This window comes from Litoreibacter meonggei, from assembly GCF_003663885.1.
Lineage (GTDB): Bacteria > Pseudomonadota > Alphaproteobacteria > Rhodobacterales > Rhodobacteraceae > Litoreibacter > Litoreibacter meonggei.
Genome location: NZ_RCCE01000002.1, coordinates 51936 through 66719, shown reverse-complemented (window position 1 = coordinate 66719; position 14784 = coordinate 51936). Strand labels below are relative to the sequence as shown.

Genomic DNA, 14784 nt, shown 5'->3' with positions numbered 1-14784 from the left:
GATATAAGAGGGAGGAATTTTCATGCCCAAAGATGGTGGAATTGGCGCCTCAACAGTGCGCCGCGAAGACGTCCGCTTTCTGACCGGGACAGGTCAGTATTGCGATGATATGAATATGTTCGGCCAAACGGCGGCGGTGTTTGCCCGCTCGACTGTGGCCAATGGTGTGATCAAAAGCATCGATACTTCGGCGGCGGAAGCCATGCCCGGCGTGTTGGCGGTGTTCACTGGCGAGGACTTCGTCGAGGTCGGCGGCAACCCCGCGGGCTGGTTGATCAACTCACGCGATGGCGAGCCGATGAAAGAGCCGAAGCGCCCCGTTTTGGCGCACGGCAAGGTCCGCCATGTCGGGGATGCCTACGCCGCTGTTATCGCTGAGACAGTAGAGCAGGCAAAAGACGCAGTAGAGGCCATCGAGGCGGACATCGAAGAACTGCCCGCGATTGTGAATATGAAGGACGCCTTGGCGGCCGATCACTATGTGCATGACGAGATCGGCACCAACCAGTGCTTCGACTGGGGCTGGATCGAAGACAACCGCGCCGCCACGGATGCTGCCATCAAAGGCGCGCATCACGTCACGACGCTGGAACTGGTGAACAATCGTCTGGTGCCAAACGCGATGGAGCCACGCTGTTCCATGGCGCAATACAACCGCGCCAACGACGAATATGTGCTGCACACCACATCCCAGAACCCGCACCTCACGCGGCTTTTGATCTCGGCGTTTGTGTTGGGCATCCCAGAGAACAAACTGACTGTAATCGCGCCTGATGTGGGTGGCGGTTTTGGTTCCAAAATCTACCACTACGGTGAAGAGGCCTTGGTGCTGGCAGCGGCCAAGAAGATCGGTCGCCCCGTCAAGTGGACGGCTGACCGCACTGAGGCGTTCCTGACGGACGCGCATGGTCGCGACCACGTCACCAAGATCGAGCTGGCGATGGACAAGGACGGCAACTTCCTCGCCTTCCGCACCGAAACCATGGCCAATGTCGGCGCGTATCTGTCGAACTTCTCGACTGCCACGCCGACCTTCCTGCACGGCACCTTGATGGCGGGCAACTACACTGTTCCCAACATCTATGTGAACGTGAAGGCGGTCTTCACCAACACCGCGCCCGTTGACGCCTATCGTGGCGCTGGGCGGCCAGAGGCGACGTTCTCGCTGGAGCGTGTCATCGACAAAGCGGCCCGCGAGATCGGCATGGACCCGATTGCGCTACGCCGGAAGAACTTCATCAAACCGGACCAGTATCCGTTCGCGAGTGCAGCAGGGCTGGAATATGACAGCGGCAATTACGACGCGCTGATGGACCAGATGGAGAAGGTCGCCGATATGGCCGGCTTCGAGGCCCGCCGCAAGGCGAGCGAGAAGAAAGGCAAACTGCGCGGCTTCGGCGTGAACGCCTATATCGAGGCTTGCGGCATCGCGCCGTCAAACCTTGTGGGCGTGCTAGGATCCCGCGTGGGTCTCTATGACGCCGCGACGGTTCGGGTGAACGCCACGGGTAACCTGTCTGTCATGGTGGGCGCGCATTCTCACGGCCAAGGCCACGAGACGGCCTTCCCGCAAGTCGTGGCAGAAATGCTGGGCATTGATCCGCAAAGCATCGACATCGTGCACGGCGACACGTCCAAGATCCCGTTCGGGATGGGGACCTATGGCTCGCGCTCGCTGGCTGTGTGTGGCTCCGCCGTGGTGCGTGCCACCGAGAAGATCATCAACAAGGCCAAGAAAATCGCGGCCCATATGTTGGAGGCCTCGGACGGCGATATCGAACTGAAGGACGGTGTGTTCTCGGTTGCTGGCACGGATAAATCGGTGACCTTTGGGGAGGTGGCGCTGAAAGCCTACATCCCGCATGAGTTCCCGCTCGAAGATATCGAGCCGGGCTTGGAGGAGACCGCGTTCTATGATCCGGCCAACTTCACCTATCCATCTGGTGCCTATTGCTGCGAGGTCGAAGTCGACCCCGAAACCGGCAAGGTCTCGGTGGAAAGCATGACCGCTGTGGACGACTTCGGCAATGTCATCAATCCGATGATCGTGACCGGTCAGGTGCATGGCGGCTTGGGCCAGGGCATCGGTCAGGCACTGTTAGAAAACACCACCTACGACGAGAACGGCCAACTTCTGAGCGCGTCCTACATGGATTACGTGATGCCGCGCGCAGATGATTTGCCGTTCTACACCGTCGATCACAGCCAAGGGAATGCCTGTACGCACAACCCGCTGGGTGTGAAAGGCTGTGGCGAGGCGGGAGCGATTGGCTCACCTCCAACAGTGGTCAATGCAGTTATCGATGCGTTGCAATCCGGCGGTAAAAACGTCACCCATATCGACATGCCAATGACCCCACACCGCGTGTGGTCGGCTATGCAGAACGCTTGAGAGGAGAGAGCACATGTATGCATTTGACATAGAGCGTCCCGCAACCGTGGCCGAGGCCGTCGCCGCGTTAAGCAATGAAGACGCGCAAGCGCTGGGGGGCGGGCAAACCCTGATCCCCACGCTAAAGCAACGCTTGGCTAGCCCTGAAAAGCTGGTCTCGCTGACTGGCGTGGCCGAGATGAAGGGCATTTCCTCTGCGGGCGGTGTTTTGACCATCGGCGGTGGAACCACTCATGACGATGTCGCAGCGGATGGCAGCTACAAGGCGTTGTCCGAGCTGGCGGTGAATATCGGTGATCCGGCGGTGCGCAGCCGTGGGACAATTGGCGGCTCGCTTGCCAATAATGACCCGTCCGCGTGTTATCCGGCGGCGGCGTTGGCCTCTGGTGCGACCATCGTGACCAACACGCGCGAGATCGCGGCGGATGACTACTTCGTCGGCCTGTTCGAGACGGCATTGGACGAGGGCGAGATCATCACCGCCGTCAAGTTCCCGATCCCTGAGAAAGCCAACTACCAGAAGTTCGTGCAACCCGCCTCGCGTTTTGCGTTGGTCGGGGTGTTCGTAGCCAAGACTGCGGACGGTGTTCGGGTGGCAGTCACAGGGGCTTCCAACGAGGGTGTCCATCGCTGGACTGCTGCCGAAGATGCACTGTCGAAAGACTTCTCGGCGGGTGCTTTGGAGGGGCTGAGCGTCAGCGCTGACGACTTGATCGCGGATTTGCACGGCTCTGCCGAATACCGCGCGCATCTGGTTGCTGTGATGACCAAACGGGCAGTCGCGGCTGCTTCATAGTCCGATTTACACTAAGTGATATCAAGGCCCTGCCACCTCGGCGGGGCCTTTTTCATGTCGGGCTAGATCGTGGTCAGATCGCCGTCGAACGTCACCAGTGTCACCCGGCGAAGCCCCGCGGCGCGGGCGATGCTTTCAACCTTGTCACGCGGTACCAAAACCAGCGCAGTAGACAGAGCATCGGCCATCGTGGCGGTCTCGGCTTCGACCGACACCGTTGACCATCGAGGGCGCGCGGTGGGGTGTAAAATATGAGCATGCGCACCCAGACTAAGCGCTGAGGGGCTTGAGGTCGCCACAGCACCCGTAGTGAGCGCGCGTGTCCCGAAATAGCCGTGATCGGGATCGCTTAACCCGATGCTCCATGGCCCGCCAACGCCGCGATACTCACCGATGTTAACCAGTGTATTCGTCAAGCCGCTGCGCGTTAGCGCATCGGTGACGAGGTCGGTGGCAAAGCCTTGCGCGATTCCGTTGAACGTCAATGATTGGCCAGCACCAAGGGTGACCCGATCAGTGTCGAAGTTGACTCTCTCCCATCCGATTACGGCCTGCGCGGCGGTCAGATCGCGCCCTTCTGCAAGCGCGCGCCACAATGGCTGCACGGTTGGATCGAACAGACCGCCGGTGATCCGATAGGCGTCATCGGAGGCTCTTATGAGCGCAAGGAAGCGACGGTCGGGATCGACGAGTGCGCCAGAGTTGTTCAAGCGGGACAGGCTGGATGCAGGATCATACAGACTGAACAATTGCTCAATTTCGCGAATGGTTCGTCGGGCTTCGGCGAGGGCTGGTTTTGCCAAATCGCGCGGGCCGTTGATCGTGATGCTGACATCGGCCCCGAATGCGCGGCCCTGCCAACTGTTGGCCTGCGCAGGGAAGGCCGCGAAGGCGGCTGAGATTGTCAGAAAACGGCGGCGGTTCAAAGTCATTGGGCAGCCACCTCAACTTTACGTCCCTTGGCGGCGAGGATCAGCGGGACGCATTGCGTCTCGTCATCGTGGATCGTGACGCAGTCCAGGCACTGGAAACACTCTGAATACTCGATCTCGCCAGTTTTCTTGATCGCCCCGTAGTTGCATTTGACGCGGCACAGCTGGCAGGGCGAGCCGCACTCAGCGCGGCGCGCGATCCATTCGCGGCCTCGGACCAACCCGCCAATCGCCATGACGGCCCCAAGCGGGCAAAGGTAGCGGCAGAAACCTTTGAACAGCACCATAGACAAAACCAGCAGGCCAACGGCATAGGCCACGTAATACCATTCGCGGATGAAGAAAGTGGTGATCGCGGTTTTGAAAGGCTCGACCTCGATAGCTTTGTCGAGGCGGGCAGGTGCGGTGAAGATGATTGCTACCAGACCCGCCAGCACGAGGTACTTTAACCATTTCAAACGGTGATCCCATCTCACCGACGGCTCGATCTGCGGCAGGCGGAGAAGACGGCCCAAGTGATGCGCAAATTCTTGCATCGCGCCGAACGGGCACAACCAGCCACAGAAAAGCCCACGGCCCCAGAGGGCAAAGCCAAGGATGGTGACAGCCCAAATGGCCAATGAGAACGGGTCATAGAGTAGGAACGAAAAGCTGCCCCCATCTTTCAGCGTGCGTAGAACGGCCATGGGGGTGGCGATCGACAGTTGCCCCTGTCCCCACCAACCGATGAAGATCGTCATAAAGGCCAGAAGGCCCAGACGGATCGGGGTGAAATACCTGTGACCCGCGAGGCGATTCATGCGCAGGCCAAGGAGGGCAACCAACGCGACCAGGAATACGCCGAGGGCAATCAGATCGTTTGCGCGGTTACGCAGAGCATCCAGCCACGGCGGGGAGGGTTTGATAACTTCTGGGCGAGAGAAGAACCGCTCTGGCGTGGCATGTGTTGTCGTGAGTGCGATGGAGCCGATTTCCGGCTGAAACGAGCCGTGCTCGCGCAGCGCTTTGAGTTGCAGCGTCCAATCCGCCGCCGGATCAAACCCAAGGCGCCGGTCCGTACGCAGGATCAGCGCGGCCCCGTCTTGAATGCCGTCGGGAAGATCGCTGTTCAACTCGACGTAGATGTCGGCATCACGGAATGCGACGGGGAAGCCGCCTTGTTCAACGCTGATGAGGTCTGGCGACGTGTTGCGGACGAAGTCATCCGTCACCAGCCCATGACGGGCGGTCTCGATCAGCAGCACCGGCTCGTCCGTGGTGGAGATCGACATGAACTCGCGCAACTCTTCGTAGCTGTCTTTCGACAATACTGCTTGCGCAATCGAGGGCGGACCTACGTCGATCACCCACAGGTCCAGAAAGTTCTTGTCCGGGTTGTCTTGCGCCTCCGGATCGTCGTCCTCCCAAAGTGTGCCTTCGAACTCTGCGTTCAGTTCGGCGTTGGTGACGACCTTATGTGTGGCGATGCCTTGCTCGACCAAAGCGGCCCAGTTCAGGGTCTCGGAGTAATCGAGGTTGGGGTAGGCTGGCGGGCCGGTTGAAACCCCGTTCATCTTCTCGCGGGCCACTTTTAGGGCGGCTGCCAGAAGGCTTTCATGCGCGATGCGGACCGACGCGGTCGCCTTGGTCACGCCATCTAGGTAGACCAGCGCCGACCCGTCACCGCCGCCGCCATAGGGTGAGCCGACGACCAGACTATCCGATATGGAGTGCCCGCGATATTGCTCGAAGAATTTGTGAAACGGGGCCTGACCCAAGCCGGAAACAAAGATCGGCTCATTGTGCGAGATCAGCTTCACGTCCAGAAACCGCCCGTCCAGATCCAGCACGACCAACATGTTGATCGGCGCGCCGGAAAACCCGGGAAGGGGCGCCATGGGTTCAGTCTCGAAAACGTACCCGGCTTCCGCCCCGCCGGAGTTCAGCAATTGCCAGACACCTTGGTCGTTAAGTTGCTCGCCCAAAGACATTGGCGGGACGATGTAGGGCTCTAACGTCTCTCGGGGCAGGGGCTCTGCAATAGCAGACAGGGCACTAGCGACCCAAAGGGCCACGCCCCAAAACAGGGCAGTGAGTGATTTGCCTCCCAACATGCCTCGCAGACTATGCGGGGCGGCACGCTGACCCTATTCGACTTAGGTATGATCGGGTGGATTATCGCTTGGGGGTGCTGGGTGTTCCGTGACACTCTTCTGCTATGCAGAACGGAGCCACCCAGAACCAAGCGCCTGTTGTTGTGGTCTCGCTCATCGGGCTTGTGGCGCTATGGGCCGCGGCTGCGTGGTGGGGTGGGGATTCAACAGTTTTGCCCGGTCCGAACGAGGTGTGGGGCATCTTCCTGAGCGAAACCGCATCAGGGGAATTGCCCCGCCATGTTATCGCAACGTTACGGCGGGTCGTGCTGGCCTTTGCTCTGGCGATGGTGTTCGGCGTGGTGATCGGCATCGCGATGGGGATGAATGTAACACTTAACCGCTGGTTCGGCGCGTGGCTGGTGGTGCTGTTGAATGTGCCTGCCTTGGTGGTGATTGTGCTGTGCTATCTATGGATCGGCCTGAATGAAGTGGCCGCCATCACCGCCGTCGCCTTGAACAAGACGGCGATGGTTGCAGTCACGATCCGCGAAGGGGTGCATGCGCTTGACCCGAAGCTGAAGGAGATGTCGCAGGCCTATCGCATGTCGGCATTCACGCGCCTGCGTCATGTAATCCTGCCGCAACTTTGGCCATATCTGGCTTCCAGCACGCGCAACGGACTGGCGATCATCTGGAAAATCGTGCTTGTGGTCGAATTTCTAGGGCGAAGCGACGGGGTGGGCTTTCAGATACATCTCTATTTTCAGCTGTTTGAAACAGGTTATGTGCTCGCTTATGCGCTGAGCTTCGTGGCCCTGATGTTGGTGCTGGAATACGGCGTGATCGGTGTCATGGAACGGCGCGCGACCCGTTGGCGACGACCAAGCCACGGCTGATTTGACGGATGACGGTTTCCGCAGGGCGATCCGCTGTGTGTTGAATAGTGTCATTGTCATGTTACCTTCGCATCCTATTGCCAGCGGAGGACGTGTGGATGGAGACGCGAGACCGGTTCGGTCGAACAGGCTTGCCACGCTTGCAATCGTGCCGCTAAGCTCGTGGCATAGGATAGAAAAATCTTTTCAGTCTGGGAGGACATCATGAAAATCAAAACACTACTAGGCGCGTTCGCGTCAACCATTGCGTTGTCGTCGAATGCGTACGCCGCAACGGAAATCCAGTGGTGGCATGCGTTCACCGGACGTCTGGGCGAGCTGTTGGCGGTGCAAATAGAAGAGTTCAACGCGAGCCAGTCGGACTTCGTCGTCGTCGGCAGCCACAAGGGCAACTATTCGGAGACATTGAACGCGGGGATCGCTGCGTTCCGTGCGGGCGAGCAGCCTCACATCCTGATGGTGTTCGAGGTGGGTACTGCCACTATGATGGCCGCAAAAGGGGCGATCAAGCCGGTCTATGAAGTGATGGCTGAAGGTGGCGCGCCATTTGACCCCGATGGGTATATGGGCGCCGTCAAAGGTTACTATACAACGACAGATGGCGATATGCTGTCGCTGCCCTACAACTCCTCGACACCGGTGCTTTACGTGAATCGTGATGCGTTCAAAGCCGCTGGAATGGACCCCGACATGGACCTGTCCACATGGCAGAATGTCGGCGAAGCGTTGGATGAGCTGAAAGCTGGTGGGCAGGATTGTCCATTGGTGACCGCTTGGCAAAGCTGGGTGCATCTTGAGAACATGTCAGCGTGGCACGATGTGCCTTTCGCATCCAAGGATAACGGCTTTGCCGGTCTCGACACCGAGCTAATGTTGAACGGCCCGGTTCAGGTCGCGCATGTCGAGGCGATGGGACAATGGGCCAAAGATGGCAAGTTCATCTACACGGGGCGCCGCAATGAAGGTGGCGCGAACTTCCGTTCGGGCGAATGTGCGCTGTTCACCGAAAGCTCCGCCGGCTACGCGGGTGTGAAGGCTGAGGCGAAGTTTGACTTTGAAATCCGCACGCTTCCGTATTGGGAAGGTGCTGGCAACGCGCCGCAAAACACGATCATCGGCGGGTCTTCGCTTTGGGTTATGGCTGGCCATGATGCCGAGGAATACAAGGGTGTCTCTCAATTCCTGTCCTTCCTGTCCAGCTCTGACGTGCAGGCGAAATGGCACCAGAACACCGGCTATCTGCCGATCACCAACGCGGCTGCCGAGCAAACCAAAGCGGAAGGGTTCTACGACGAAAACCCCGGCACCGAAATCGCGGGCCAGCAGATGACCGGCAAGGCGCCGACGGGCAATTCGAAGGGCCTGCGTCTTGGTTCCTTCGACCAGATCCGGGGGATCATCGACGAAGAGCTGGAAGCCGTCTGGGCCGGTGACAAGGACGCCCAAACCGCCCTTGATAGCGCCAAGGAACGTGGTGACGCGTTGCTGCGCCGCTTCGAGCAAGCCAACCGCTAAAGCAAACTTGCAAGGCGTCGGAATCCCTCTGACGCCTTGCACGTACGACCGGTCAAGGGGGCGAGAAATTTGAATGGAAAAGCGCGTCACCTTTAAGGGCTGGCTGCTGCCGATGTGCCTGCTTATGCCGCAGATCATCATCACGGCAGTGTTTTTCTTCTATCCGGCGGGGCAGGCGATCTATCAGTCGCTGTTCATCCCCGACCCGTTCGGTCTGTCCATGAAGTGGGTGGGCTTGGGAAATTTCGAATACCTCTTGGGCGATTCCTACTATCGCGCGTCTTTTGTGACGACCGCGGTGTTCTCTATTCTGGTCACGGTAACCTCCATGGGCTTCGCGCTGTATCTGGCGGTGCTGGCGGACCGGCTGATCAAAGGCTCCGGCGTCTACCGTACGTTGCTGATCTGGCCCTATGCCGTGGCGCCAGCGGTCGCGGGCGTGCTGTGGCTGTTCATGTTCAACACCCGCGTGGGCGTGGTGTCATGGTATCTGGGCCTGCTGGGCTATGACTGGAACCACGTCCTGAATGAGGCGGAGGCCATGGGCCTTGTCGTCGTCGCCTCAAGCTGGGGGCGGGTGAGCTATAACTTCCTGTTCTTCCTTGCGGGCCTGCAAGCCATTCCCAAATCGGTGATCGAGGCCGCCGCCATCGACGGCGCGCGCTTCTGGACGCGGTTCCGCACCATCGTTTTTCCGCTGCTCAGCCCAACCACGTTCTTCTTGCTGGTGGTCAACATCGTCTACGCGTTCTTCGAGACCTTCGGGGTGATCCACACCATCACCGCCGGCGGACCGCAACAGGCAACGACGATCCTTGTCTACAAGGTGTTCTCTGACGGATTCGTAAGTCAGGACCTTGGCTCCTCCGCCGCGCAATCGGTGATCTTGCTAGTGATCGTGGGGGCGCTGACCATCGTGCAGTTCAAGTTCATCGAACGCAGGGTGCATTACTGATGGCGCGGGTTACACAAGATGGCATGGTCGAGAAACGTGGCGTAGGCCACTACTTCACCCATGTGGGGCTGATCATCGGCGTGCTGGTTATCTTCTTCCCGATCTGGCTGGCCTTTGTCGCGTCCACCGTGACCCAATCCGATATCATCAGCCCGCCCATGCCGCTTTGGCCCGGCGATCAATTCCTGACCAACTATTCCAAGGCGCTGACCTCGGGCATCAATGCGCCGGTGGCCTCGATGCTAATGAACTCCTTCGTCATGGCGATGGGCATCGCGCTCGGCAAAATCCTGATCTCGTTGCTCTCAGCCTTCGCCATCGTCTATTTTAAATTTCCTGGACGGCGGTTGTTCTTCTGGCTGATCTTCCTGACGCTGATGCTACCCGTAGAGGTGCGGATCGTGCCGACCTATGAGGTTGTCGCAGGCTTCGGCATGCTCAACAGCTATAGCGGGTTGATCTTCCCGCTGATCGCGTCGGCCACGGCGACCTTCCTGTTCCGCCAGTTCTTTATGACCGTCCCGGACGAGCTGGCCGAGGCCGCCCGCGTCGACGGGGCGCGGCCCATGCGGTTCTTCTGGGATATCCTGCTGCCGATGAGCCGGACCAATATCGCGGCGCTGTTCGTGATCCTGTTTATCTATGGTTGGAACCAATACCTGTGGCCGCTGCTGATCACCACCGACCCGTCGATGAACACGATCGTCATGGGCATCAAGCAGATGTTCCCCAGTGGCGACGACTATGCGGACTGGCCGGTGATCATGGCGACATCCATTCTGGCGATGCTGCCGCCGGTGATTGTGGTGGTCTCGATGCAACGACTTTTCATACGCGGACTTGTGGATAGCGAGAAATAAATGGCAACGATCAAGCTCGACAATATCAAGAAATCCTTCGGCAAGACCGACGTTATCCATGGCGTGGATATCGACATCGCGGACGGCGAGTTTATCGTCATCGTCGGCCCTTCCGGCTGTGGCAAGTCCACGCTTCTACGCATGGTCGCGGGGCTTGAAACGGTGACCTCCGGCGAGATCACGATCGACGGAGCGCAGGTCAACGGGGTTGAGCCGATGGACCGCGACATAGCTATGGTGTTCCAGAACTACGCGCTCTACCCGCATATGTCAGTCGAGGAAAACATGGCCTACGGGCTGAAGATCGCCAAGACGCCCAAGGCGGAGATCACTGAGCGGGTGGCAGAGGCCGCGCGGATGTTGCAACTGGAACCCTACCTCAAACGCAAGCCACGCGAGCTGTCGGGCGGGCAGCGTCAACGTGTTGCCATGGGGCGGGCCATCGTGCGCAAGCCCAAGGTGTTTTTGTTCGACGAGCCGTTGTCCAATCTGGATGCCAAGCTGCGAGTGCAAATGCGGCTAGAGATCAAGGAATTGCAATCGCGTCTTGGCATCACCGCGCTGTATGTGACCCACGATCAGGTCGAGGCAATGACACTGGCCGACCGCATGGTGGTGATGAATGGCGGCGTGGCCGACCAGATCGGTGCGCCGTTAGAGGTTTACTCCAACCCGCAGACCGAGTTTGTGGCCGGTTTCATCGGCTCACCCGCCACGAACTTCATTGATGCGGCTTTGGTGCCGGACGCACCAAAGGGGGCGTCCAAAATTGGCATACGGCCAGAACATATAACCCTGCTGCCCTCGGGGCAGGGCAAGCTGAGCGGAAACGTGGTGTTCACCGAAGCGCTCGGGGCCGAGACGCTCGTTCACCTGCGCATGAATTCGGGGACCGAGACCTTCACGGTTAGGCAGGATGGTGCGATGGACTTGCCCGTCGCGGGCGATCCGGTCGGCGTGGACTGGGGCGCTGACGACGAGATGGCGTTCAATGACAAAGGACGCCGCGTGTAGCCTATTGGCCTGCCGCAACAACCAGCTGCTTGGGGTCGATCAAATCCGAGAACGCCGCTCCCGGCGATTGGTCGACAACAACCACATCATTCGCCCGCAGCTCCGGCATGCGCAGTGAGGGCAGGGAGCCGCTTGCCGAGAACTTCGTCGCATCAACGGCCATAACAGTACGTGCAGAGATATCTATCATCGCGCGTGCGATGTCGATTTCACATTGATCGAAGGCCAGAAACCCGCGTGTCGGGTGGACCGAGGAGGCCGAGAGAATTGCATGCTGGACCGTGAGACTTGCGATGACGTCAAAGGCCGCGCGGTCGAACGCTGCTCCGTCATGGTTTCTTAACTGGGTGCCAGCCATGAACACGCGGTTTCCCTCGACCATCGACAAGGTGCTGGCGATATAGGCCGAGTTGGTCACGATCGTCAGGTTTTTCCGCCGCCGCAAAGCCTGAGCGACATACCCTGATGTGGAGCCCGTATCTATGGCCAGTGACGATCCGTCCTGCACCAGATCGGCAACGCAATTGGCAATCGCGACCTTTGCTGCGCGGTTCTTGTTCATCCGCGCAAGGAAGGGCGGATCCATAACTTCTTGCGTACTGATGAGTGCGCCATGGACTTTTCGAACCACGCCACGCTCTTCCATCGGCTTCACAATCCGCCGGATCGTCTGGTCGGAGACATCCAATGTCTGAGCCAGCTCAACCACGGTGATCGTTCCTCGCAGGTTTACGAGGGACAGGATTTCTTGCTCGTGCTTTGACATTGGGCGCCCGTTTTAGGATTCCAGCTAAAATATGGGATGCAAAATTGTGCCTCAAGGCTGAAATTCAACAAAAAGCAAAAAATATGTTGCTAAATGTTGTTTTGAATGGAAGCCTTATAGGAGGGGAATTTAGCAAAACAGGCGTGTCATGGCGGTACATTCAGCGAAGCATCTGATCATTGGTGGCGGCATCATCGGCTGCTCGATTGCGTATCATTTGGCAAAGTCCGGCGAGAAAGATGTGGTTCTTCTTGAGAAGGCGTCGCTGACTGAAGGGGCGACGTGGCATGCCGCTGGTTTGGTCGGACAGCTACGGTCATCGCGCAATACCACGCGGATGCTGAAACGCTCCGTCGCGATGTATGACCAGTTGGAAGCCGAGACTGGCATGGCGTTCGATTGGAAAAAGGTTGGCAGTCTACGGCTCGCGGCGACCAAAGAACGAATGCTGGAAGCCAAACGGTTGACCACAATGGCGCGTAGCTTTGATCTGGAAATGGAGATGGTCACACCGGATGAGGCGAAATCGCTGTTTCCCTACATTGACGCGACAGGGCTGAAAGGCGCGGCGTTTATCCCGTCCGACGGGCATGTCGACCCCGCCAGCCTGTGCCAAGCCATCGCGAGCGGCGCGCGGATGCATGGGGCGAAGATCCTGCAAGGCGTGAAGGTTACCGACTTCGAAATCGTAAATAACCGCATCACAAAAGTGATGACCACCGAAGGCGACTATGAGGCGGAAACGGTCGTTCTGGCCGCGGGTATGTGGAGCCGCGAGCTGGCGGCGAAGCTGGGCGTGATCGTCCCAGCCTGCGCGGTAGAGCACCAGTATATCGTCACCGAACCGCTGCCCGATCCCGAGCTGGTCAAAGGCTTGCCGACACTGCGCGACCCTGAGCGGTTGGTTTACTACAAGCCCGATGCCGGCGGGCGGCTGGTCATTGGCGGCTACGAAGACGACACCCTGCCATTTGGCGACAAGGGCATTCCCGGCGAATTCGTCCGCCAGCTTTTGCCTGACAATCTAGACCGTTTTGCACCGCTGGCCGAAATGGCGGGGCAGGTGACACCGGTGGTTAATGAGGTGGGCATTCGCCAAGTCATCAACGGTCCAATCCCGTATTCCGCAGATGGCGATTTTGTCATGGGCTGGGCCCCAAACCTGAAAAACCTGATGCTGTCGACGGGGTTCCTGTACGGGATCGCGGCGGGTGGTGGCGCGGGCGAGATGATTGCCGAGTGGATACTCGATGGCAGCCCCAGTCTTGATCTTTGGCCGCTGGATGTGCGCCGTTTCAGCCCGCATCACGCCACCAAGGCATTCATGTATCCGCGCGCCGTCGAACACTACGCGCATCATTACAAAATGCGGTACCCAGGGCAGGAGGCGGAAACGGCGCGCAATCTCCGGTTGAGCCCACTTCATGACCGCGTGAAGGAACATGGCGCTATTTTCGGATCAAAGAACGGCTGGGAACGCCCATTGTGGTTTGCGCCGAAGGGCGTTGATCAGGCGGACCAGTTGGCCTTCATCAATCCGGGGTGGAAGACGTATGCCGCCGAAGAACACAAGGCCGTACGTGAAGGGGTGGCGTTGATCGATCAATCTAGCTTTTCCAAGTTCGAGCTGATCGGGGCGGAGGCTTTACCCGTGCTGCAACGCATCGCCGTGTCCAACATGGACAAGCCCGTAGGCGCTGTCATCTATACGCAGCTTTGCAATGGTAAGGGTGGAATCGAAGCTGACGTGACTATCACCCGTCTCGCTATGGATCGGTTCTACATCGTGACCGGTTCGGGATTCGGGATGCATGACAGCGACTGGATTAGACGTGCGTTGCCAACCGATGGCTCTGTGCATCTGATCGAAGTGACGTCAGCTCGTGCTGTAGTGAATATCTGCGGACCCAAGGCGCGTAAAGTGCTTCAAAGCGTGTCGGAGGATGATCTATCCAATGACGTATTTCCTTTCGGGACTGCACAGGAGATTGTCGTCGGTGCTGCAACCGTGCTCGCCACGCGTATCGGCTATGTGGGAGAGTTGGGGTGGGAATTGCATATCCCCACCGAGTTCGGGCGCCATGTTTATGATCTATTGTGGAGTTCCGGTCAGGCGCATGGCATTCGCGACGTCGGCTACCGCGCGATTGAAAGCCTGCGTCTGGAGAAGGGATACCTTTACTGGAGTGCCGATATCACGCCCGACTATACGCCAATTGAGGCGGGGCTCGGCTTTCGAGTGCATCTGAAAAGCAAAGCGGATTTCAAAGGTCGCGCCGTGTTGGAACAGCAAAGGGCGAATGGCACTGACAGGCGATTGTGTACTTTCACTTGTGACGACCAACTGCCGATCACAGGCGGAGAAACTATTGTTAAGGTGGGCAAAACTGTTTCTGTCGCAACAAGCGCCGGCTTCGGGCACACCGTAGATAAAACGATCATCTTCGGTTACCTTCCAGCGGATCTGGCCGGCGAAGATGACTTCGAGTTGGAGGTGTTTGGCGAGCGGCACAAGATCACGCGGGTTGACGGGCCGCTTTATGATCCGAAAAATCTGCGGCTGAAGAGTTGAGGCGGGAACCC

11 protein-coding genes are annotated in these 14784 nt (G+C 58.7%); 8 read left to right on the top strand and 3 right to left on the bottom strand.

All coding sequences use genetic code 11. The annotated features are described in order from the left end of the window. Positions 1–22 precede the first annotated feature (22 nt). A complete protein-coding gene (locus BCF46_RS05040) occupies positions 23–2392 on the top strand; it encodes a xanthine dehydrogenase family protein molybdopterin-binding subunit (protein ID WP_121022414.1) in 2370 nt (789 codons plus the stop codon). 13 nt (positions 2393–2405) lie between these two features. Beyond that, entirely contained in the window at positions 2406–3188 is a 783-nt protein-coding gene (locus BCF46_RS05035; protein ID WP_121022412.1) for an FAD binding domain-containing protein, read from the top strand. Between the two features lie 62 nt (positions 3189–3250). Here BCF46_RS05035 and BCF46_RS05030 read toward each other — a convergent pair whose 3' ends face one another. After that, positions 3251–4120 (bottom strand): FAD:protein FMN transferase, encoded by an 870-nt coding sequence (locus tag BCF46_RS05030; protein ID WP_121022410.1) that lies wholly within the window; start codon positions 4118–4120, stop codon positions 3251–3253. After that, entirely contained in the window at positions 4117–6213 is a 2097-nt protein-coding gene (locus tag BCF46_RS05025) for a 4Fe-4S binding protein (protein ID WP_121022408.1), read from the bottom strand. The genes BCF46_RS05030 and BCF46_RS05025 overlap by 4 nt, the downstream gene beginning before the upstream one ends. A gap of 104 nt (positions 6214–6317) precedes the next feature. Between BCF46_RS05025 and BCF46_RS05020 the strand changes: the two genes are divergently transcribed. The 5 genes from BCF46_RS05020 to ugpC all read left to right on the top strand — a co-directional run bounded on the left by BCF46_RS05020 (position 6318) and on the right by ugpC (position 11435). Next, positions 6318–7091, top strand: a complete 774-nt coding sequence (locus tag BCF46_RS05020; protein ID WP_121022406.1) for an ABC transporter permease — start codon at positions 6318–6320, stop codon at positions 7089–7091. A gap of 204 nt (positions 7092–7295) precedes the next feature. Continuing rightward, positions 7296–8606: a sn-glycerol-3-phosphate ABC transporter substrate-binding protein UgpB gene (gene ugpB, locus BCF46_RS05015; protein WP_121022404.1), complete on the top strand. Its 1311-nt coding sequence runs from the start codon at positions 7296–7298 to the stop codon at positions 8604–8606. A gap of 73 nt (positions 8607–8679) precedes the next feature. Beyond that, positions 8680–9561 carry a sn-glycerol-3-phosphate ABC transporter permease UgpA gene (gene ugpA / locus BCF46_RS05010; RefSeq protein ID WP_121022402.1) on the top strand — a complete coding sequence of 294 codons (882 nt, stop codon included), beginning with the start codon at positions 8680–8682 and terminating at the stop codon, positions 9559–9561. A 23-nt stretch (positions 9562–9584) separates the two neighbouring features. Continuing rightward, positions 9585–10421: a sn-glycerol-3-phosphate ABC transporter permease UgpE gene (ugpE, locus tag BCF46_RS05005; protein WP_121023252.1), complete on the top strand. Its 837-nt coding sequence runs from the start codon at positions 9585–9587 to the stop codon at positions 10419–10421. Beyond that, complete coding sequence (ugpC, locus tag BCF46_RS05000; protein WP_121022400.1) at positions 10422–11435, top strand: sn-glycerol-3-phosphate ABC transporter ATP-binding protein UgpC; 1014 nt, start codon at positions 10422–10424, stop codon at positions 11433–11435. Between the two features lies 1 nt (position 11436). On the opposite strand, the gene BCF46_RS04995 is transcribed toward ugpC, so the two are convergent. Further along, on the bottom strand, positions 11437–12201 hold the full coding sequence (locus BCF46_RS04995; protein WP_121022398.1) for a DeoR/GlpR family DNA-binding transcription regulator: 765 nt from the start codon (positions 12199–12201) through the stop codon (positions 11437–11439). A gap of 148 nt (positions 12202–12349) precedes the next feature. Between BCF46_RS04995 and BCF46_RS04990 the strand changes: the two genes are divergently transcribed. Then, complete coding sequence (locus tag BCF46_RS04990; protein WP_121022396.1) at positions 12350–14773, top strand: GcvT family protein; 2424 nt, start codon at positions 12350–12352, stop codon at positions 14771–14773. Positions 14774–14784: the final 11 nt, after the last annotated feature.

Bases quoted from the DNA above. Each gene is read 5' to 3' on its own strand.
- BCF46_RS05040 (WP_121022414.1), top strand. From the start codon at position 23: ATGCCCAAAGATGGTGGAATTGGCGCCTCAACAGTGCGCCGCGAAGAC.
- BCF46_RS05035 (WP_121022412.1), top strand. From the start codon at position 2,406: ATGTATGCATTTGACATAGAGCGTCCCGCAACCGTGGCCGAGGCCGTC.
- BCF46_RS05030 (WP_121022410.1), bottom strand. From the start codon at position 4,120: ATGACTTTGAACCGCCGCCGTTTTCTGACAATCTCAGCCGCCTTCGCG.
- BCF46_RS05025 (WP_121022408.1), bottom strand. From the start codon at position 6,213: ATGTTGGGAGGCAAATCACTCACTGCCCTGTTTTGGGGCGTGGCCCTT.
- BCF46_RS05020 (WP_121022406.1), top strand. From the start codon at position 6,318: ATGCAGAACGGAGCCACCCAGAACCAAGCGCCTGTTGTTGTGGTCTCG.
- ugpB (WP_121022404.1), top strand. From the start codon at position 7,296: ATGAAAATCAAAACACTACTAGGCGCGTTCGCGTCAACCATTGCGTTG.
- ugpA (WP_121022402.1), top strand. From the start codon at position 8,680: ATGGAAAAGCGCGTCACCTTTAAGGGCTGGCTGCTGCCGATGTGCCTG.
- ugpE (WP_121023252.1), top strand. From the start codon at position 9,585: ATGGTCGAGAAACGTGGCGTAGGCCACTACTTCACCCATGTGGGGCTG.
- ugpC (WP_121022400.1), top strand. From the start codon at position 10,422: ATGGCAACGATCAAGCTCGACAATATCAAGAAATCCTTCGGCAAGACC.
- BCF46_RS04995 (WP_121022398.1), bottom strand. From the start codon at position 12,201: ATGTCAAAGCACGAGCAAGAAATCCTGTCCCTCGTAAACCTGCGAGGA.
- BCF46_RS04990 (WP_121022396.1), top strand. From the start codon at position 12,350: ATGGCGGTACATTCAGCGAAGCATCTGATCATTGGTGGCGGCATCATC.